Below are 20,463 nucleotides of genomic sequence, written 5' to 3'. Positions count from 1 at the left end.
GACTGCTATCAGGCCAGCGTATAGGCCGTCTTGACCGTCGTGTAGAACTCGGCGGCGTACCGGCCCTGCTCGCGCGGACCGTAGCTCGAACCCTTGCGCCCGCCGAATGGCACGTGGAAATCGACACCGGCGGTCGGCAGATTGACCATCACCATGCCCGCTTCCGAATTGCGCTTGAAATGCGTTGCGTATTTCAGGCTCGTCGTGCAGATGCCCGACGACAGACCGAAGTTCGTATCGTTGGCGGTGGCAAGCGCTTCTTCGTAATCCTTGACGCGGATGACCGAAGCGACCGGGCCGAAGATTTCCTCACGGCTGATGCGCATCTGGTTGGTGGCTTCGGTGAAAAGTGCTGGCTGGAGATAGAAGCCCGGCGTTTCGCGGTTCAGGCGTTCACCGCCAAAGGCAAGCTTCGCGCCTTCCTTGCGGCCAAGCTCAATGTAATCCATGTCCTGCTGAAGCTGGCTTTCGTCCACGACCGGGCCGATATGCGTACCTTGCTTCAGCGCATTGTCGACGACAACGCCCTTCAGCCTTTCGATGGCAGCGGCAACAAACTTGTCGTGGATGCCTTCCGTCACGATGATGCGCGAGGACGCGGTGCAGCGCTGGCCGGTCGAGAAGAAGGCCGAATTGACCACGGATTCGACCGCAACATTGAGATCGGCATCATCCAGAACGACGACCGGGTTCTTGCCGCCCATTTCAAGCTGGAAGCGACGATTGTGCTCGATGGAGGCAGCGGCAACGCGCTTGCCCGTGCCCGTCGAGCCGGTGAAGGTCACAGCCTGAACATCGGCGCTGTCCAGAATGGTCTGGCCGACGACCGAACCTCTGCCCATGACGAGGTTGAGAACGCCCTTCGGCAGTCCGGCGCGATGCAGAATATCGACAATCGCCCAGGAGCAGCCCGGCACGAGGTCGGCTGGCTTGAAGACGATGGTGTTGCCGTAGCAGAGCGCGGGCGCAATCTTCCAGGTCGGGATGGCGATCGGGAAATTCCACGGCGTGATGATGCCGACGACGCCGACAGCCTCACGGGTGACCTCGACGCCGATGCCCGGACGCGCCGAAGGCAGCGTTTCACCGGCAAGGCGCAGGCACTCGCCTGCGAAGAAATCGAAAATCTGGCTGGCGCGGATGGTTTCGCCGATGCCTTCGGCAAGGGTCTTGCCCTCTTCGCGCGACAGGAGACGGCCAAGCTCGTCCTTGCGCGCCAGAATCTCGTCGGCTGCCTTACGCAGGATCGCATGGCGCTCCAGAATGCCGGAACGCGACCAGGCCGGGAAAGCGGCCTTGGCAGCTGCAATCGCCGCTCTCGTGTCTTCAGCCGTCGCGCGGGCATAGGTGCCCACCACATCATTGGTGTCGGACGGGTTGATGTTGGCAGTGCCGTCACCGCCAACCCACTCGCCAGCGATCAGATTCTGATGAATTGTCATATGAACTCTCTCTCCCGATATCAGCCGTGCGGCTCTGATATATCTCACTTTCATTCGCGCATAGAACCAGCGAATGCAAGGTTGCATCGGGCTTTTAGCAGAAAATGTGAAAAGTATTACTTTTAAAATCCCAAAATCGGCGTTCTTGTAAAATTGCCACACCTGACACCTTGCGAACCAGAAATTGCATTTAGGGCCTTGGCAAACGAATTTGCTCATTTATTGTGCAGCAATCTGAAACACTGGCAGGAGGTATGAGATGCGTGTCCAATATCCATTCCCAATGGTGCCCAGTGTTTCTGCGGGCGCCTCTAATCGCTAGGTCCGCGGCCCGCCTCGCGGGCTAAAAATCGCTCCTTCGGAGCATCTTTCCAAAACCATCGCTGTTCGCGGCTCCTCCGGGGGCCGACTGTTTTGTTTTCTCAATCAAGGGCCAGTTCTGCGCGCGAGCACAGGCTGGAATATGGATATGACTCGGTTTCGTTTAGATTTCCGGGGACCTGCGTTCCGCAATGTCCTCGGCTATACTTTCAGCCATTGGCGAAGTCAGCCCTTGCGGCTGGCGCTGATGATAATCGGCATGCTGCTTGCAACAGCCGCAGATGTTTTGACTCCGCTCTATTCGGGGCGGCTGGTCGATGCGCTTTCGCTTGGCAATAACGGCGCATGGGATGCCGCCATTCAGGCGCTTGTCGTGCTGCTGGCGCTGGGCGCGCTGGCGCTGATCACCCGCCAGCTGACCTTCTATGTCATCACCGACTTCACTTTGAAGATCATGAGCGACATGGCGGCAAGTTCGTTCCACAAGTTGCAGCGGTTTTCGACCGACTGGCACGCCAATGCCTTTGCCGGATCAACGGTCCGCAAGGTTTCGCGCGCCATGTGGGCGCTCGATCTGCTCAATGACACGCTGATCATCGCCCTGCTGCCGTCAATCCTGATGCTGGTTGGCTCGGTTGCGTTGCTGTCGTGGTACTGGCCGCTGATGGGCTTGTTGGTTGCCATCGGCTCTGTGCTGTTCATCGTCTGCACGATTGTGATTTCGCTTGGCTTTGTTGCGCCTGCCGCAACACTGGCCAATAGCTGGGATACGCGCATGGGCGGCTCGCTGGCCGACGCCATCTCCTGCAACGCTGTCGTGAAGGCATTCGGCGCGGAAAGCCGTGAAGATGTTCGTCTTTCGAAAGTCGTCACCAAGTGGCGCAGCCGCACGCGCCGTACCTGGCTGATCGGCACGCTGAACGGCTTCATTCAGGGCGCAAACCTTCTGGTCATGCGCGGCGTTGTCATTGCCTTTGCGCTCTATCTCTGGAGCCAGGGCAAGGCCACGGCAGGCGATATCACCTTCGTTTTGACGGCATTCTTCATGCTGCAGGGCTATCTGCGCGATGTCGGCATGCATATCCGCAACCTGCAACGGTCGGTCAACGACATGGAAGAACTGGTCGATATCGAGGCACAGCCCTACGGCATTGCCGACAGGTCTGGCGCTACCGCGATCAAGATCGGTGCGGGCGAGATCACCTTCGATCACGTCACGTTCCATTATGGCAACCATGAAGACCCGCTTTACCGCGACTTCTCGGTTAAGATCGATGCAGGCGAACGGGTTGGCCTTGTCGGCCATTCCGGCTCTGGCAAGACCACCTTCGTGAAGCTGATCCAGCGGCTTTACGACGTCACTGACGGCGCCATCCGCATTGACGGCCAGAACATCGCTGAAGTCACCCAGGCGTCGCTGCGGTCGCAGATCGCCATCGTGCAGCAGGAACCGATCCTGTTTCACCGCACGCTGGCCGAGAACATCGCCTATGCCCGCCCCGGCGCAACACAGGCCGAGATTGAGGAAGCGGCACGCCTTGCCAGCGCGCATGACTTCATCACCCGGTTGCCGAAGGGCTATGCGACGCTGGTGGGTGAACGCGGCGTGAAGCTGTCGGGTGGTGAACGCCAGCGCGTGGCCATTGCCCGGGCGTTTCTGGCCAATGCGCCGGTTCTGATCCTCGACGAGGCGACGTCCAGCCTCGACTCGGAATCGGAAGTGCTGATCCAGCAGGCGATGGAACGCCTGATGATCGGGCGCACCACGCTCGTCATTGCTCACCGGCTTTCGACGGTGCGCGCACTCGACCGGCTGCTTGTCTTCGACAAGGGACAGATCATCGAGGAAGGCGACCACGATGCGCTGATCCGCAAGCCGGGCGGCATCTACCGCCGTCTGTTCGAACGGCAGGCGCTGGAGCTGACGAAGGGTCTCGAAGACGTCATTTGAGGCACGCTATAACCAGAATACTTTCACCGCCTAAAGAACAGGGCCGGAATCACTTCCGGCCCTATTTTTATTGGGCTTTTTCTATTCATTGCGCGTTCAGATCACGTCCGGTATCACCTGCCGCTCAACCGTGGCTTGACATTTCCATGACAGAAATGTGACACGAAATTTCTCATATTTAGAAATGGTAGCGGGTAAGAGATGTCTGGAGTAGTGGAAAACGCGGGCGAACGCCGCTGGAGCGATGCGGCCATTTTCGGCGCTTCGCATGTCTCGTGGCCTGTGCGCTTTGTCTGGGTCGCGCTTGCTTCCATCGTCCTGTCCGTTCTGCTCGTCTTCTCCGTTGAATGGATTTTCCGCGGTTCGTTTGCTGAAACCGTTGAGTTTTTCCGCACCCCGCACAAGCCTGCATGGACGACTGTTGCCTTCTTCGTTGTGGTGCTGACCGCCAGCGATGCGCTTTTCGGGCGCATCCATTACGGGCTTTTTGTGGTCGGGCCGCTGGCGCTGATCGCTGCCGCGACGGCGCGCGAAAAAAGCCTTTATCTCGGCGACCCGCTCTATCCGAGCGATTTTCTCTATGCCCGCCAGATCGTCGACCTGCTGCCGCTTCTGGTGCGCGAGCGCCCGTGGAGCGCTGTCGGCATCACCCTCCTCCTGATCGCCAGTGCCGCGCTGCTCATTGCCGCCAGCCTTTTCTGGTGGCGTCGCTTCGACCGTATTCCCTGGAAAGGCCGCGCACTTCGTCTGGCCTTTGCGCTGCCTTTGCTCGCCTGGTTCGCCTTCATTTCCGACTATGCCAGTTTCTCGCTGGCCCGCGACCGCCTGCGCGTTCTGCCCATCATGTGGGACCAGAAGGAAAATTACGCGCATAACGGGTTCACCATGGCCTTCATTTTGAACGTGCCAATGGCAACCGTCTTCGCGCCGGAAGGCTATTCGCCCGAAACAATTGCGTCGATTGAACCACCTGCACAGCTCATTCCGGCAGCACTTGATACCGGCAAGCCCGACGTCATCATGATCATGAGCGAGTCTTTCTGGGACCCGACCCGCCTGCCGGGCGTCGCCTTCAGCGCCGATCCGATCCCGACCGTGCGTGCGGAACAATCCGGCTATGTGTTCTCGCCGGAATTCGGTGGCATGACCGCCAATGTCGAGTTTGAAGCTCTGACCGGTTTTTCCAAGGCATTCCTGCCTTCGGGCAGTATTCCGTACCAGCAATATATTCGCCGCCCACTGCCTTCGCTTGCAAGCTTCTTCAAGGAACAGGGCTATGCGACGCGGGCGATCCACCCCTATCGGCAATGGTTCTGGAACCGCGGTCCCGTCTATGAAAACATGGGATTTGACAAGTTCATGTCAGAAGAAAACATGCCGCCGCTGGAAAAGCGCGGTGCGCTTGCTTCGGACGATGCGCTGACCACCGAGATCATTCGCGAGGCTGACGAGCAGCAGGACCCGTTCTTCTTCTTCGCCGTTTCGCTGCAGGGCCATGGCCCCTATGAGGCCAACCGTTATCCGGATTCCAGGCTCGATGTACAGACCGACGCCAGCGAAGCTGTGCGCCAGTCGATCCGCAGCTATTCGCAAGGCGCGATGGATGCCGATGCAAGCCTTGCACGCCTGATGGACTGGGCGTCGAAGCGCGAACGCGAGACCATTCTGGTGTTCTTCGGCGATCACCTGCCGCCGCTCGGCCCCGTCTATACCGAAACCGGCTTCATGCAGGATCGCGTCGCAAGCCGCATTGCGCCCGCCGCCGACATGCTTCTCCAGCATGAAACACCGCTCGTGCTATGGTCGAACAAGCGCGGCGCGGAACGCAGCACCGGCACGATCAGCCCGGCTTTCCTGCCGATGCAGATCCTCGAAATGGCCGGAATGCAGCATCCCTATTACACCGGCTTCCTGCGCCAGTTGCACGACCAGTATCGCATTGTTGATGCGCATGCCGTGTTCGATGGTGATGAAAATGCCGATGAAGGCTGGCAGCAGCGCCCGCCCTTCGCACCGCTCCTGCGCGACTATCAGATGCTGCAATATGATATGATTTTCGGCAGCAGTTACGCGCGGGATCGGTTCTTCCCGGCACCGTCACAAAGCTGATCGCGATGTTTATGCCGGCGCCTTGCCGGCAGACTGGCGAATGATCAGCTTGTAGTCGATCTTTCGGGCCGGTGATGTCTGGCCGTTCTCGATATGGTTCAACAGCATATCGGCTGCACCACGCGTCATTTCGAAGATGGGCTGGCGCACGGTGGTAATCTGCGGCGACACCATGCTGGCAATAGAGCTGTCATCGAAACCGACCACGGTGAGATCACCCGGAACCGACAGTTTGTGGTCATGCGCCATCTGCACCACTGCCGCCGCCATATCGTCATTGGACGCGAAGATCGCCGTCGGGCGATTTTCCAGTGACAGAAGCTTCTTTCCCGCCACAAGGCCGCTGGCAAAACTGAAGCCGCCCTGCGCTTCATAATCGGGATTGCGCTCGATGCCCGCCGCTTCCAGCGCCCGGCGATAACCGGCCAGTCGCAATTCGGCAGAGCGGTGGGTCGGATCGCCAATGATGATCGCAATCTTCCTGTGGCCGAGCTTCAGAAGATACTCCATCAGGTCGACGGTCGCTGCTTCATCGTCGATGGAAACACTGTCGGTCGGATGCACGTTGACGTCGCCCGCCACGCGCGCAAAGGGCATGGCCGAGGCTGAAAGCTCCTGTAGAATCTCCGGATCGTCCGACATGGGCGGCGTCACGATGATGCCGTCGAGGCCTGACGCATGGGCGGTTTCGATCAGCGCGCCGCGAATATCGGCGCGGTTTTCGACCGGGAAGATCAGCAGGCGATAGCGCGTACCGCGCAAACGCTCCAGCGCGCCCATCTGCAATTCGGTCACATAGCTGGAGCTGGGGTTTTCGAAGAAAAGACCGATCAGATGCGAGCGGCGCTCCACCAGATTGCGCGCTGCCGCATTGGGCCGATAGCGGAGCTCCTGCCCCACTTCGCGCACCTTTTCACGGATCGCCTCACGCACATTCGGTTCGTCGTTATAGACGCGCGAAACGGTCTTGATCGACACGCCTGCCAGACGCGCCACATCGTGTATCGTCGCTCTTTTGCCTGTTGCAGCCATATAGAATCGACTTCCTCCCCGAAGACCTATGTAGATAGCTTGTTCGCCGGATAACGAAAAGGCCAAACGCTTCAGGGAATGGAACATATGCGGGATCGCGTCAGAAAACGCACTTCGCGCCCGTTATCGAGCGAAAACATGCCCCCGCGCCCCGGAACAACATCGATGATCAGTTCAGTGTGCTTCCAGACTTCATATTGCGGACCGCTGATATAGACTGGCGCGCCGCCAATCTCGCCCAGTTTGACATCATTGTCTCCGACGACAAACTCGCCCTGCGGATAGCACATCGGTGAAGAACCGTCGCAGCAGCCGCCCGACTGATGGAACATGATTGGCCCATATTCCGCCTGCAACTCGGCAATGAGATCAAGTGCGGCGGGCGTGGCGCTGACCTGGCCCTTGCCGTCATCGCCAGTGTTGGTTTCGGGATTCCTCGCAGAACCCGTTTTCGGGTTTTCTTGCAACATTCTCTCCTCCCTCGCATGAGAACGGGCGAAACAGGTCCGCCCGCTCAGAACAGGTAAAGTCCATCCTGCACGCTTTACTGCGTCAGATCCATCACGACGCGGCCTTCGATGTTGCCCTTGCGCATATCATCGAAGATGGAATTAACATTTTCCAGTTTCTCGGTGCGGATGGTCGCCTTGACCTTACCATCGGCAGCGAAATCGAGCGACTCCTGCAGATCGAGGCGGGTGCCCACGATGGAACCGCGCACGGTAACGCCGTTCAGCACCATGTTGAAGATCGACAGCGGAAAATCGCCCGGCGGCAGGCCGTTCAGCGACACCGTGCCGCCGCGCGCCACCATGCCCAGCGCCTGCTCGAAGGCAATCGGCGACACTGCCGTCACCAGCACGCCTTGCGCGCCGCCATCGGTCTCCTTCTTGATATAGGCTGCCGGATCGTTGTTCGTCTTGGCGTTGACAGTCACCGTCGCACCAAGCTTACGCGCCAGTTCGAGTTTCTTGTCATCAATATCAACGGCGGCCACATTCATTCCCATCGCCTTGGCATATTGCACCGCCATATGGCCGAGACCACCGACGCCGGAAATCACCACCCAGTCGCCCGGCTTGGTATCCGTCACCTTGAGACCCTTATAGACCGTAACACCGGCACAGAGCACCGGCGCGATTTCGTTGAAATCGATATTCTTCGGCAAATGGCCAACGAAATTCGGATCGGCAACCACATATTGCCCGAAGCCGCCATTGACCGAATAACCGGTATTGAGCTGTTCCTCGCACAGCGTTTCCCAGCCGCCGAGGCAGTGGCGGCAATGACCGCAGGCCGTATAGAGCCACGGAACGCCGACGCGGTCGCCTTCCTTCACATGTTTGACGCCAGCACCCACGCCCGACACGAAACCCACGCCCTCATGCCCGGGGATGAACGGCGGATTGGGCTTCACCGGCCAGTCGCCTTCGGCGGCATGAAGATCGGTATGGCAAACGCCGGATGCCTGAATGGCAACCTGAATCTGTCCCGGTCCCGGTTCCGGTATCGGCACTTCGTCGATTGTCAACGGCTTGCCAAATGCTCGTACCACTGCCGCTTTCATTGTCTTGGCCATGAAGTCTCTCCTTCGTTATCGAATTGAGTTTCTTTCAAGCTGTTTCCCGAAACGGGATGGAAAAATGAGTAACAGGAATATGGAGCACCCGGGTGCCGCGTCCAGCCTGCCGCGCGAGGGCAGTTTAATGGACCATTCAAGGGTTGCCCGGGCATTTTCGCCCAGGCCCCTTCGCAGTCCCCTTGGGAGGGTGAACCGATGCCGTTCTTCCAACGCAATACTGACATGGAAGACGGGAATACTCTTTGATTAGACGCAATGCGGAGACGTTAATTCCCCGCATCACTTTTCGCAGTCGGTCAGGGCTTAGAAAAAGCCCAGCTTCTTCGGGCTGTAGCTCACCAGCATGTTCTTGGTGTTCTGGTAATGCTCCAGCATCTTCAGGTGGTTTTCGCGGCCGATACCCGACTGCTTGTAACCGCCGAAGGCCGCATGGGCCGGATAGGCATGGTAGCAGTTGGTCCACACACGGCCCGCCTGAATAGCGCGACCGAAGCGATAGGCCCGCGTTCCGTCTCGGGTCCAGATACCGGCACCCAGACCATAGAGCGTGTCATTGGCAATCGACAGTGCTTCCGCATCGTCCTTGAAGGTTGCAACGGATACGACCGGTCCAAAAATTTCTTCCTGGAAAATGCGCATCTTGTTGTTGCCCTTGAACACGGTCGGCTTGACGTAATAACCGCCAGCCAGATCGCCCGGCAGGATATTGCGTTCACCGCCGGTCAGCACTTCCGCGCCTTCCTGACGACCAATGTCGAGATAGCTCAGGATCTTCTCAAGCTGCTCGCTCGAAGCCTGCGCGCCGATCATCGTTGCCGGATCGAGCGGATCGCCCTGCACGATGGCTTCCACGCGCTTCAGCGCCTTTTCCATGAACCTGTCGTAGATCGACTCATGGACAAGCGCACGGCTCGGGCAGGTGCAGACTTCACCCTGATTGAGGGCGAACATGACGAAGCCTTCAATGGCCTTGTCGAGGAAATCGTCGTCTTCGGCAGCCACATCCTTGAAGAAGATGTTGGGCGACTTGCCGCCAAGTTCCAGCGTGACCGGAATGAGGTTCTGGCTGGCATATTGCATGATGAGGCGACCGGTCGTGGTTTCGCCGGTGAATGCGATCTTGGCGATGCGCGGGCTGGATGCCAGCGGCTTGCCCGCTTCGAGACCGAAGCCATTGACGACATTGATCACGCCGGCTGGCAGCAGATCGGCAATCAGTTCCATCAGGACGAGGATCGAGGCCGGGGTCTGTTCGGCAGGCTTCAGCACCACGCAATTGCCAGCGGCGAGCGCCGGAGCCAGTTTCCAAACCGCCATCAGGATCGGGAAGTTCCACGGAATGATCTGGCCGACAACGCCCAGAGGCTCATGGAAGTGATAGGCGACAGTGTCGTGATCGATTTCCGAAATGCCGCCTTCCTGCGCGCGGATGACACCGGCAAAATAGCGGAAGTGATCAACGGCCAGCGGAAGATCGGCAGCGGTGGTTTCGCGGATCGGCTTGCCATTGTCCCATGTTTCGGCGGCAGCAAGCGCAGGCAGGTTTTCCTCGATACGATCGGCAATGCGATTGAGGATCAACGCGCGTTCGGCCACGCTGGTGCGGCCCCATGCATCTTTTGCCGCATGAGCGGCATCAAGTGCGGCTTCAACATCCGCAGCGTCAGACCGTGCCACTTCGCACAGAACCTGACCATTGACCGGCGAGGTATTTTCGAAATAGCGGCCCGACTTGGGTTCGACCCATTTGCCGCCGATGAAGTTTCCATAACGTTTGGCAAAAGCCGGCTTCACCGTCCGGCTGAATTCAACCTTATTCATAGCTTCCTCCCGAAATAACGCTGCCTCCACCACGACAGTTGCATTCTTCGTGATGCCGGACTGCAAAGAGCAATTTCCTGCGCTCCGGTGCTCACGTACATGAAAGTACGCTCCGCTCCGGTGCTCTAAAATCACTCTTTTCGCCACGGCCTGACGAATTTGCAGCTGTCGTGTACAGCGCTTCGACAAGGAGGATCGCGCGATAGCCGGGAAGAGTCATCCCGCGTTTTCACGCTCGCAAGATCATGTGTCGCAATATTGAGACAGTTGCGTCAGGTGATTTTGCAAAGAGATTAATGCGGGCGAATGATCTTGAGACGGTTCAGCTTGCGATGCAGCGTCGCCCGGCTGATGCCCAGAAGCACTGCTGCAGCGGAAATATTCCCCTCTGCGCGGGCCAGAGCCCGCAGGATAACGCCCCGTTCCGACTCCGCCATATCCTCGCGTGGGTCGGCATTCCAGCCGAGAATATCGGCAGCAGGCAACGGACCTGCCAGAACCGCATCGTCAAGGCCAAGCGCCAGACGCGCAGCGCGTGTTGCACCGATCACCAGATCGTCCTTGTCGACGGCGATCAAAGCCCCGCCGCTGCGGTCAACGCTGGGGGCCAGCATGATGCGGGCCTTGGGAAAAGCCTGCCGGAAATTTTCCGCCTCGATCCGGCGCGCCGCGTCGATCACCGCCACAGAGATGAGCTGCGCAAAGGCTTCCGTCAGATCGGAACGGCAGGATGACACATCAAGCGCGGCCATAAGCCGACCCTGATGATCGTGAATCGGGGCCACGGTGCAGGACAGCCCGATATTGCGTGAGTGAAAGTGCTGATCACGATGGATGGTGAGCGCACGCTGTTCAACGATACAGGTGCCGATGCCATTGGTGCCTTCGCATTCCTCGCTCCACACAGCGCCCGTCCACAGGCCCCAGCGATAGAACGTGTCGTCGTCGCTTGGCGCACCGCGCCGCTCCACCGGCACGCCTTCACTGTCGGCCAGAAGCACGCAGCAGCCAACACCGCCGACCGCCATGTAGAGGCGATCCATACTGGCCTGCGCCACGCTGACCAGCCGCTCCACCCGCTCATGCGCAGTGCGGAATTCGCCCTCGGAAAGCGTGCGCACGGCGCCCGGATCGGCAGGGTCGAGTTTGTGCAGTTCGGCAGAACGCTGCCACGACGCTACCAGCGCCGAGCGGGCCGACCCGCCGGTGTGGATCGCGGACAGAACGCGGTCCGCATGAACCCTTTCTTGCGGTGCACCCATCATTCTCCTCCCAGGAAGGCTGGAACCGCTGAATTCGCCTTGAACATTCCCCAATGCAGCACCGCTGAACAGTTCTGCCGGGTACGTTCCCGATGATAATGGCCTGTTCCCCCACAACTGGCAAGCGCGTCCTCGAAACTTCGAAACAAAGACGGCCCGACGGAAATACGCGCCGGGCCGTGAAATGTGGTCTTTGGGAGGTTAGTACTTATCAGGAGGTGTACACCTCGTAAGAGGTACTTTTTATAAACGGTGCGGAACCAATCTAGTTGATGTCACCCGGACAAAAATACACCAGTCCGAGCTGTATCGGGAGGAATCGATCAGCATCCGCACCGCATTCTAAAAGTAATATTTATAAATTCTCAAGTATAAAAAGTTTTAAAGTACATCAGTAAACTATCAGAAAGAAGAATAATTGCAAATTACAACCATTTGATTGCTATTAGGAACCCGCAATAAATGGTGACAAGGTTTTTTCTTTGTTTTGAATGAAATAATTCAATGCTTCCTCCTCTGCGGCATTGAGACGAAGGCCAAGCTTGGTGCGACGCCACAGAATATCTTCTGCCGTGCAAGCCCATTCATTTTCAATGAGATAAGAGACTTCAGCCTCATAGAGATCAGCGCCGAAATGGCGACCAAGATCATTGAGCGACGAAGCCTTGCCAAGCAGCACACGAACACGCGTTCCATAGAGCCGGAACAGGCGGCGGGCATGGGCTGGCGACAAAAATGGATAGGCCGCCTGTACTTTCCGTAACTCGCCGTCGAAAGCAACTTCCTGAAAATCACCACCGGGCAGTGCTGCGGCATGAGTCCATGGCGCGCCCTTCTTGCCCAGATGATGCTCGATCTTTTCCAGCATATGTTCGGCAAGCCTGCGCGCCGTCGTCAGCTTGCCGCCGAAGACGTTGATAAGCGGCGCAAGACCTGCTGGCGCATCATCTTTCAGAACATAGTCGCGCGTGGCTTCCTGCGCCTTGCTGGCCCCGTCATCGTAGAGCGGACGCACGCCCGAATAGGTCCAAACGACATCTTCGCGACGCACAGGTTCTGCGAAATATTCGCTTGCTGCAGCACACAGATATTCTGTTTCGCCTTCGGTGATCGCCACCTTGGCGGGATCGCCCTTATAGTCCTGATCGGTGGTTCCGATCAGGGTGAAATCATCTTCATAGGGGATCGCAAAGATGATGCGGCCGTCATTGTTCTGGAAGAAATAGGAGCGCGGATCGGCAAATTTCTTGCGCACCACAATATGGCTGCCCTGTACCAGACGCACATTGTGCAACTGGCGATCCCCTTCCACGCCCTGCAGAACCTTGTCGGCCCACGGACCAGCGGCATTGACCAGCAGACGCGCGCGGATTTCTTCCTGATGTCCGGTGTCGGCGTTCTCAATCGTCACCGTCCAGCCCTGACTGTCACGGCGCGCAGCCACCACCTTGGTACGGGTGCGAATGGATGCGCCACGGTCAGACGCATCGCGCGCCGTCAACGCCACAAAACGGGCATCGTCGACCCAGCAATCGGAATATTCGAATGCCTTGGTGAAAAGCGGCTTCAGCGGCTGAGCAGCAGGGTCGGTGCGCATATTCAGCGTGCGTGTCGCCGGAAGTTTTTTGCGACCACCCAGATGATCGTAGAGGAACAGGCCGAGCCGCAACAGCCATGCCGGGCGCACCCCACCCTTGTGATAGGGCAGGACGAAACGCATCGGATGGATGATATGCGGTGCATTGGCCCATAGAACCTCGCGTTCCATCAGCGCCTCGCGCACCAGACGAAACTCGTAATGCTCCAGATAACGCAGGCCGCCATGAATCAGCTTGGTGGCGCGGGAAGAGGTGCCACTCGCCAGATCGTTCATTTCCGCCAGGAAAACAGAAAAGCCGCGCCCGATCGCGTCGCGCGCAATGCCGCATCCGTTGATGCCGCCACCAATAACGAAAATGTCGAATATTTTATCCTGCGCCATGGCAAACCTTAAAAGCGGCTTTCAGAGCGCTTGCAGCAGACAGACGCTCGAACATTCATTTTAAAACGCGTCACCGGACGCGCCTCAGAACACCAAAGCGAATATAAAACTATTTAATACGAAAGCAAAGCGAAAATAAACGAAACTACCCCGCTTTGGCCGTCGCCCCGCTATCATTAAGGGTTTCGATCAGCTCCACCTCATGTTCCGCACACAGATCGCGCAGCTGCTGCGACGAGCAACGGTCGGTGATGAACGTGTTGATCTGCGAAATATGGCCGATGCGTACCGGTGCGGCACGCTCCAGTTTGGTGGAATCGGAAACGAGGATGACATGGCGCGCATTGGCGATGATCGCCTGCGCGACTTTCACTTCACGGAAATCGAAATCGAGCAGTGCACCGTCCTCGTCCATCGCCGAAGCGCCGATGATGGCATAGTCGACCTTGAACTGGCGGATGAAATCAACCGCGGCCTCACCCACAATACCGCCGTCGGATGAGCGGACCACACCGCCGGCGATGACCACTTCGATGGAAGTGTGAACGCGCAGCGTATTGGCGACATTGATGTTGTTGGTGATGACCATCAGTTCGCTATGGTCGATCAGGGCATGGCTGACGGCTTCGGTCGTGGTGCCAATATTGATAAACAGGGATGCGCCATCCGGGATAATTTCGGCTGCGGCCCTGCCAATCGATTCCTTCTCGTTGGCGGCAATCCGGCGGCGCGCCTCATATTCCATATTCTCAACGCCGGATGGATAAAGCGCCCCGCCGTGAATGCGGCGCAGCAGGCGCGCGCGGCACAGATCGTTGAGATCCTTGCGCACGGTTTGCGGCGTGACATCAAAAGCCGCGGCCAGATCGTCCACCAGAACCTGCCCCTGACGGCGGGCAAGGTCCAGAATTGCATTGTGACGAGGGGTAAGCTGCATTTTTTGCCCGCGCTGAGTTTGTTAGAATTGCGAGCCTGTAATGTCTCTGTTTTCGGAGAGAAAGCAACCGTCTATGCCCGTCTGCGCTGTTTTCACAGCCATTAGAGCGGTTTTTGTTTTCATGCATTCTCGCTGCGCAAAGCCGCTCAATCGTCGCCCAAAGTGCTGTTGTACATATTGTGCAGCTTGCAGGCCACTTCGGTACGATTGGCAGCGCCGATCTTGCGCATGATGTTATGAACATGCGCCTTCACGGTGCCTTCGCTCATGCCGAGTTCGAAAGCGATCACCTTGTTGGAACGCCCAATGCGAATCGCGTGCACCACCTCGATTTCACGCGCAGTCAGCAATTCGCCCAGCACATCCTCATCGATATCCGGCGGCGGCGACTTGATTGCCATGGAAGCGGGAATATACATGCCGCCAGCGCTCGCCAGATGGATCGCCTCGACGCAGACCCGGACATCGACCGAGGTGGGGATATAGCCTCTTGCGCCGATTTCCATGGCCCGCACCACCTGCGCCCATTCCTCGCGTTCCGCGAGAAGCACGATCGGCGATGGCGACCACATTTCCACGAGGGAGCGGATTTCTTCGGAAAAGAACGGATCGGCGAGCCGCTTGGCGCCGATATGCAGCAAAATGACAGCGCTGCCGTTGAACGCCTTCGCCTGTTCAGCAAAGGCATAGCACGTCACCGGCATTTTCAACCCGTTCATCAGGAGACCGTTGAAAAGGCACTCCCGCTCCAGATTGCTTTTGCATACGAGTAGCAGATGGCGGTCGCTGTTCGGCAGAATGCCGACATCAACCGCTCCATTGTCTCTATCTTTTGGCACAGCCCAAAGGCTGGCAACTCTGGCGTCCAACATCGGCGCGTCTCCCCGGCACGAAGGTTTACTAACTTCTACGCAGTGATCCGCCGACCCTGCCCCGCCGCAAGATCGGTATTTAAATGATGCTTATGACTTATATTGACGAATTCCCGCCATTCCATGTGCTAATATTGCTACCTCAAAGCATTCGTGTCATTAATTTATGTTAGCAAGTTGGAAAATTTATGTTGTCCGTAAGAGCGACTTAAACAGTAGGAAGATATAAAACTATATCTTTCGTTTAGTACGGAAGTGTTATGCATAGTGGCAGAGGCATTGCGGCGCCTTCGGTGGGGGCGCTGATCGACTTACTGGAATCTTCTCCGATTCTGGCCGACCTTGATGCGCACGCAATTGGTGCTTTGGCTTCCCTTGTCGTTACCGAGAGCAATTTTGCCACCGATGCCATCATTATAGAACAGGGCGAGCGCGTCAAAAACGTGCATATGGTCGTGTCCGGCTGGGGCTGCGTCTATCGCGACCTATCCGGTGGCCAAAGACAGATCATCGACTTTCCAATCCGTTGCGATTTCATCGGGCTTCGCACCGCCGATGGCTACAGTTATAATACGATTTCAGCCATCACGCCGATGAAAGTCATTGAAATTCCACTGGCTTCACTCGAAAACGCGATCCGCCGTGTGCCGCGTCTGGCGATGATCTTCATCGAGCTTCTGTCACGACAACGCGCCATGCTGATCGAACATCTGACCAATGTTGGTCGCCGCACCGCCTTTGTGCGCACAGCGCATCTGCTGCTGGAGCTGTCAGACCGGGTCAAGGCCTGCTGCATTGATGATCCCGATTCCTATTATTGTCCGCTGACGCAGTATCAGCTGGCGGATGCGCTGGGACTGACGCCAATTCATCTCAATCGCATGTTGCGGGATTTGCGCGAGGAAGGGCTTGTTCTCTTCCGATCCAACCGCGTCGAGATTCTGGATCGCGAACGCCTTGTTGCGCTCGCCGAATATGACGGGGAGTTCATGCGCATGTCGGTTTTCGACCGAAAACGTTAGACACATATTCGTGAAGGGATGGTTTCTGGAAAATCGGGAACAGCTTCCAGCGTCTGAATGGTCGGAGTGAGAGGATTCGAACCTCCGACCCCCTCGTCCCGAACGAGGTGCGCTACCAGGCTGCGCTACACTCCGAACCAGTCGGTCGCAACCATACGGCGCGACCGTTGTGGCGGCTTATAACGCTGCATTTTTGATGCCGCAAGAGCATGACGCAGTTTTTTTGCGGTCACAATCGCGACTGCTCATAAATATCACAGGATCAGAGCACTTCGGCTGGAAACACGGGCGTAAAGCCTGCGCCGTAGGCGACGAAATGCGGATTGGCGAAGCCCTTCACGCCCTGCCCGGCGCGCTGTCCGTAAACAAACGGCTTGCCGTCGATGGTGGCGGTCATGCCGCCTGCGGCACGCAGCACCGCATCACCAGCCGCTGTGTCCCATTCCATCGTCGGCGCAAAACGCGGATAGATATCTGCTTCGCCGCGCGCGATCAGGCAGAACTTCAAGGACGAGCCGACCGAGACATGGCCGGAAATCTGGTTTGCCTGCAGGAAGCGCTCGGTTTCAGGCGTATTATGCGAACGGCTGCACACGGCAATGCGTTGCTCGGCAACCGCGCGCGCACGGATTGTGCGGCGGCGGACAATCTTGTGGTCCGCAGTGGTTTCCGCTTCCTCGGCATGGTTGCCCGCACCCGTGAACAGCAGATTGCGCGCCGGAGCGTAGACAATGCCCGCGACCGGCACACCATCTTCGATCAGGCCGATATTGACCGTGAAATCGCCATTGCGCAGCAGAAATTCCCGCGTGCCATCCAGAGGATCGACGAGCAGAAAGCGCCGTCCGAGATGGGTCGGAAGACGACCAGCGGACACCTCTTCCTCGGCCACGACCGGGATATCGGGTGCTACCGACGACAATGCCGCAAGGATAATCGCCTCGGCGGCACGGTCTGCCTCGGTGACAGGCGATTCATCCTTTTTGCGCTCGACGGCGCAGCCATCGACATAGTGCTTCATGATGACCCGGCCAGCCTCGAGCACGGCCTCTTCAAAAACGGCGAGCAAGGCTGCGCCGTTGGGTTCTGCTTTGGGAGAGGCTGGAATGTTCATCGCTCAGATCGACCAGGAATCGCTACCATAACTGCCGATAACACCACGTTCGGCCAGATACTTTTCTACTTCCGCGACCAGTTCGTCAACATTGCGCCCCGTTGTATCGAGGCGCAGTTCCGGCGACACCGGCGCTTCATAAGGCGAATCGATGCCCGTAAAGGACTTGATTTCACCCCGTAGCGCCTGCGCATAGAGGCCTTTCGGGTCGCGCGCAATGCATTCCTCAATCGGCGTGTCGACGAAGATTTCGATGAACTCTCCCTCCGGCACTCGCGCACGCACCGTGTCGCGCTCGGAGCGGAACGGAGAAATGAACGAAACCAGTGTGATCAGCCCGGCATCCGCCATCAGGCGGGCCACTTCGCCGACGCGACGGATATTTTCCGCCCGGTCCGCATCGGAGAAGCCGAGATCGCTGTTGAGGCCATGGCGGACATTGTCGCCATCCAGCAGATAGGTGTGCTTGCCCAGCGCATGAAGGCGCTGTTCCAGCCGGTTAGCGATGGTGGACTTGCCTGAACCGGAAAGGCCGGTGAACCACAACACCGCCGGTTTCTGGAATTTCTGCGCAGCCCGTGCCTTGCTGTCGAGGTCGAAAGCCTGCAAATGCACATTGGTCGCCTGACGAAGTGCGCTGTCGATCATGCCTGCGCCGACCGTCGCATTGGACACACGGTCGATCAGCACAAAAGCGCCGGTAACGCGGTTGTCGGCATAAGGGTCGAGCACAATCGGGTCCGCCGTCTGGAGATAGCAGAAGCCGACCTCGTTGAGATCGAGACGCGCCGCGTCCTCGCGCGCGAATGTGTTCACATCCGTCCGATATTTGATCTGGCTCACCGTCACCGGCGTCTGGTCGGTCTCGGTGCGTAGCAAATAGGAGCGTCCCGGCTGCAAGGCGTCTTCGCCGAACCAGACGATATTGGCAGCGAAGCGATCCGCCACGTCGGGCCGCGCTTCTGCGCCAACCAGCATATTCCCGCGCGAAACCTCAATCTCGTCTTCGAGCACCAGCGTGACAGCCTGGCCTTCCGAGGCGCGAGGCAGATCACCGTCATAGGTGGCAATGCGCTTCACGCGCGACTGCTTGCCGGATTTGGCCACGACAACCGTGTCGCCCGCCGCAATCGAACCGGAGGCCACCGTGCCGGAAAAGCCGCGGAAATCCAGATTGGGCCGGTTCACATATTGCACCGGGAAACGGAACGGTTTGGCTGCGGCTTCCGTATCGATGCGCACGGTTTCCAGATGCTCGAGCAGATGCGGTCCCTGATACCAGCCGATGCGCGGCGACAGGCTGGTGACATTGTCGCCGAAACGCGCCGAAAGCGGGATCGGCTGGATGCTGGCAAAGCCAAGGTCCTTGGCGAAGCTCATATAGTCGGCAACGATGCGATCAAAGGCTTCTTGCGAGAAATCGACAAGGTCGATCTTGTTGACCGCCAGCACAATATGGCGAATGCCAAGCAGCGAGGCGATGAAGGAATGGCGGCGCGTCTGCGTCAGCACACCCTGCCGCGCATCGATCAGCACCACGGCCAGATCGGCGGTCGATGCGCCCGTCGCCATATTGCGCGTATATTGCGCATGACCCGGCGTATCAGCGACGATGAACTTGCGGCGCGGTGTCGAAAAGAACCGATAGGCGACATCGATGGTGATGCCCTGCTCGCGCTCGGCCTCCAGACCGTCAACCAGCAGCGCAAAGTCGAAATCATCATCCGTCGTGCCGAACTTGCGGCTGTCATTCTTGAGCGCGGCAAGCTGATCTTCGAAGATCAGCTTGGTGTCATAGAGCAGACGCCCGATCAGCGTCGACTTGCCGTCATCGACAGAACCGCAGGTGAGAAAACGCAGCAGCGTCTTGCGCTCCTGATCGGCCAGAAACGCGGTCACGGCTGCGCTGGTTACGGAAGGCTTGCCAAAAGGCTTTATCGCGGCATTCATCAGAAATAGCCCTCGCGCTTCTTCTTTTCCATGGAACCCGCTTCATCGCGGTCGATGGCACGGCCCTGACGTTCCGATGTGCGGGCGATCAGCATTTCCTCGACAATATCCGAAAGGCTTGAGGCGCTGGATTCAATTGCCCCGGTCAGGGGGTAGCAGCCGAGCGTGCGGAAACGCACAAGCCGATCTTCCACCTTTTCACCATCCCGCAGCTTCATGCGGTCGTCATCGACCATGATCAGCATGCCGTCGCGCTCCACCACAGGACGGCGGGCTGCAAAATAGAGCGGCACGATGGGAATATTTTCCTGCAAGATATACTGCCAGATATCGAGCTCGGTCCAGTTCGACAGCGGAAAGACACGGATCGATTCACCGGCTGCAACGCGCGTATTGTAGACTTTCCACATTTCGGGACGCTGGTTCTTCGGGTCCCAGCCGTGCTGCGCATTGCGGAATGAGAAAATGCGCTCCTTGGCGCGAGACTTTTCCTCATCGCGACGCGCGCCGCCAAAGGCCGCATCGAACTTGTACTTGTCGAGCGCTTGCCGCAGACCCAGCGTCTTCATCACATGGGTATGGACATTCGAACCATGGCTGAAAGGGCCGACGCCATCGCGCACGCCATCTTCATTGATATGGACCAAGAGTTCGAAGCCCTTTTCGCGCGCCTGTGCATCGCGAAACTCGATCATTTCGCGGAACTTCCAGGTCGTATCGACATGCAGAAAGGGAAATGGCGGTGGCGCTGGATAAAACGCCTTCATCGCCAGATGCATCATGACGGACGAATCCTTGCCCACCGAATAGAGCATGACCGGATTGGAAAAGGTTGCTGCAACTTCGCGAAAAATATGGATCGCTTCTGCTTCGAGACGCTGCAGATGCGTCAGGTTCTTGGTCAGGGATGCATGATGCACGACATTTACTCCCGGAAACCGGATAGAGACGAGAAAGCAGGATTACGGTTCTGACGGAGCGAAATCGGTACCCTGACTAAGTTGGCCGCATTGTCGTGAAAAGAAGCCCAAAAGTGAAAGAACGCTTTCGCGTATTCCGATGAACCT

15 protein-coding genes and 1 tRNA gene are annotated in these 20,463 nt (G+C 58.0%); 3 read left to right on the top strand and 13 right to left on the bottom strand.

The window, feature by feature from the left end; all coding sequences use genetic code 11:
* Window positions 1-8: 8 nt before the first annotated feature.
* The gene (locus QBD01_RS02650) at window positions 9-1,442 is read right to left on the bottom strand and encodes an aldehyde dehydrogenase family protein (RefSeq protein ID WP_280991493.1); all 1,434 of its coding nucleotides are present in this window, start codon (window positions 1,440-1,442) and stop codon (window positions 9-11) included.
* Between the two features lie 469 nt (window positions 1,443-1,911).
* Between QBD01_RS02650 and QBD01_RS02645 the strand changes: the two genes are divergently transcribed.
* Both QBD01_RS02645 and QBD01_RS02640 read left to right on the top strand, forming a co-directional pair.
* Window positions 1,912-3,714 carry an ABC transporter ATP-binding protein gene (locus tag QBD01_RS02645; protein ID WP_280991492.1) on the top strand — a complete coding sequence of 601 codons (1,803 nt, stop codon included), beginning with the start codon at window positions 1,912-1,914 and terminating at the stop codon, window positions 3,712-3,714.
* Window positions 3,715-3,915: 201 nt separating this feature from the next.
* A complete protein-coding gene (locus QBD01_RS02640) occupies window positions 3,916-5,823 on the top strand; it encodes an LTA synthase family protein (protein ID WP_280991491.1) in 1,908 nt (635 codons plus the stop codon).
* 9 nt (window positions 5,824-5,832) lie between these two features.
* Here the strand turns inward: QBD01_RS02640 and QBD01_RS02635 are convergent, their stop codons facing one another.
* The 8 genes from QBD01_RS02635 to QBD01_RS02600 form a co-directional block, all read right to left on the bottom strand.
* The gene (locus QBD01_RS02635) at window positions 5,833-6,855 is read right to left on the bottom strand and encodes a LacI family DNA-binding transcriptional regulator (protein WP_151588673.1); all 1,023 of its coding nucleotides are present in this window, start codon (window positions 6,853-6,855) and stop codon (window positions 5,833-5,835) included.
* Between the two features lie 71 nt (window positions 6,856-6,926).
* The gene (locus tag QBD01_RS02630) at window positions 6,927-7,325 is read right to left on the bottom strand and encodes a DUF779 domain-containing protein (RefSeq protein WP_280991490.1); all 399 of its coding nucleotides are present in this window, start codon (window positions 7,323-7,325) and stop codon (window positions 6,927-6,929) included.
* 74 nt (window positions 7,326-7,399) lie between these two features.
* A complete protein-coding gene (gene adhP, locus QBD01_RS02625) occupies window positions 7,400-8,434 on the bottom strand; it encodes an alcohol dehydrogenase AdhP (protein ID WP_280991489.1) in 1,035 nt (344 codons plus the stop codon).
* Between the two features lie 306 nt (window positions 8,435-8,740).
* Window positions 8,741-10,258 carry an aldehyde dehydrogenase gene (gene adh, locus QBD01_RS02620; protein ID WP_280991488.1) on the bottom strand — a complete coding sequence of 506 codons (1,518 nt, stop codon included), beginning with the start codon at window positions 10,256-10,258 and terminating at the stop codon, window positions 8,741-8,743.
* Between the two features lie 293 nt (window positions 10,259-10,551).
* The gene (locus tag QBD01_RS02615; protein WP_280991487.1) at window positions 10,552-11,520 is read right to left on the bottom strand and encodes a GAF domain-containing protein; all 969 of its coding nucleotides are present in this window, start codon (window positions 11,518-11,520) and stop codon (window positions 10,552-10,554) included.
* Between the two features lie 445 nt (window positions 11,521-11,965).
* Window positions 11,966-13,501, bottom strand: a complete 1,536-nt coding sequence (gene glpD, locus QBD01_RS02610) for a glycerol-3-phosphate dehydrogenase (RefSeq protein ID WP_280991486.1) — start codon at window positions 13,499-13,501, stop codon at window positions 11,966-11,968.
* Window positions 13,502-13,646: 145 nt separating this feature from the next.
* Entirely contained in the window at window positions 13,647-14,438 is a 792-nt protein-coding gene (locus QBD01_RS02605) for a DeoR/GlpR family DNA-binding transcription regulator (protein WP_280991485.1), read from the bottom strand.
* 146 nt (window positions 14,439-14,584) lie between these two features.
* A complete protein-coding gene (locus QBD01_RS02600; RefSeq protein ID WP_280991484.1) occupies window positions 14,585-15,310 on the bottom strand; it encodes a response regulator transcription factor in 726 nt (241 codons plus the stop codon).
* Window positions 15,311-15,570: 260 nt separating this feature from the next.
* Here QBD01_RS02600 and QBD01_RS02595 point away from each other — a divergent pair, with 260 nt between their 5' ends.
* On the top strand, window positions 15,571-16,332 hold the full coding sequence (locus QBD01_RS02595) for a Crp/Fnr family transcriptional regulator (protein ID WP_280991483.1): 762 nt from the start codon (window positions 15,571-15,573) through the stop codon (window positions 16,330-16,332).
* 58 nt (window positions 16,333-16,390) lie between these two features.
* On the opposite strand, the gene QBD01_RS02590 is transcribed toward QBD01_RS02595, so the two are convergent.
* The 4 genes from QBD01_RS02590 to cysD form a co-directional block, all read right to left on the bottom strand.
* Window positions 16,391-16,467, bottom strand: a tRNA-Pro gene (locus tag QBD01_RS02590).
* A gap of 127 nt (window positions 16,468-16,594) precedes the next feature.
* A complete protein-coding gene (gene cysQ, locus QBD01_RS02585; RefSeq protein WP_280991482.1) occupies window positions 16,595-17,446 on the bottom strand; it encodes a 3'(2'),5'-bisphosphate nucleotidase CysQ in 852 nt (283 codons plus the stop codon).
* 3 nt (window positions 17,447-17,449) lie between these two features.
* Window positions 17,450-19,396, bottom strand: coding sequence for a sulfate adenylyltransferase subunit CysN (cysN, locus tag QBD01_RS02580; protein ID WP_280991481.1), 1,947 nt, complete (start codon window positions 19,394-19,396; stop codon window positions 17,450-17,452).
* Window positions 19,396-20,316 (bottom strand): sulfate adenylyltransferase subunit CysD, encoded by a 921-nt coding sequence (cysD, locus tag QBD01_RS02575; RefSeq protein WP_280991480.1) that lies wholly within the window; start codon window positions 20,314-20,316, stop codon window positions 19,396-19,398. The genes cysN and cysD overlap by 1 nt, the downstream gene beginning before the upstream one ends.
* Between the last annotated feature and the right edge of the window lie 147 nt (window positions 20,317-20,463).

The organism is Ochrobactrum sp. 19YEA23 (assembly GCF_029909865.1).
GTDB lineage: Bacteria > Pseudomonadota > Alphaproteobacteria > Rhizobiales > Rhizobiaceae > Brucella > Brucella gambitense.
This window is presented reverse-complemented; position numbering and strand designations above follow the sequence as displayed.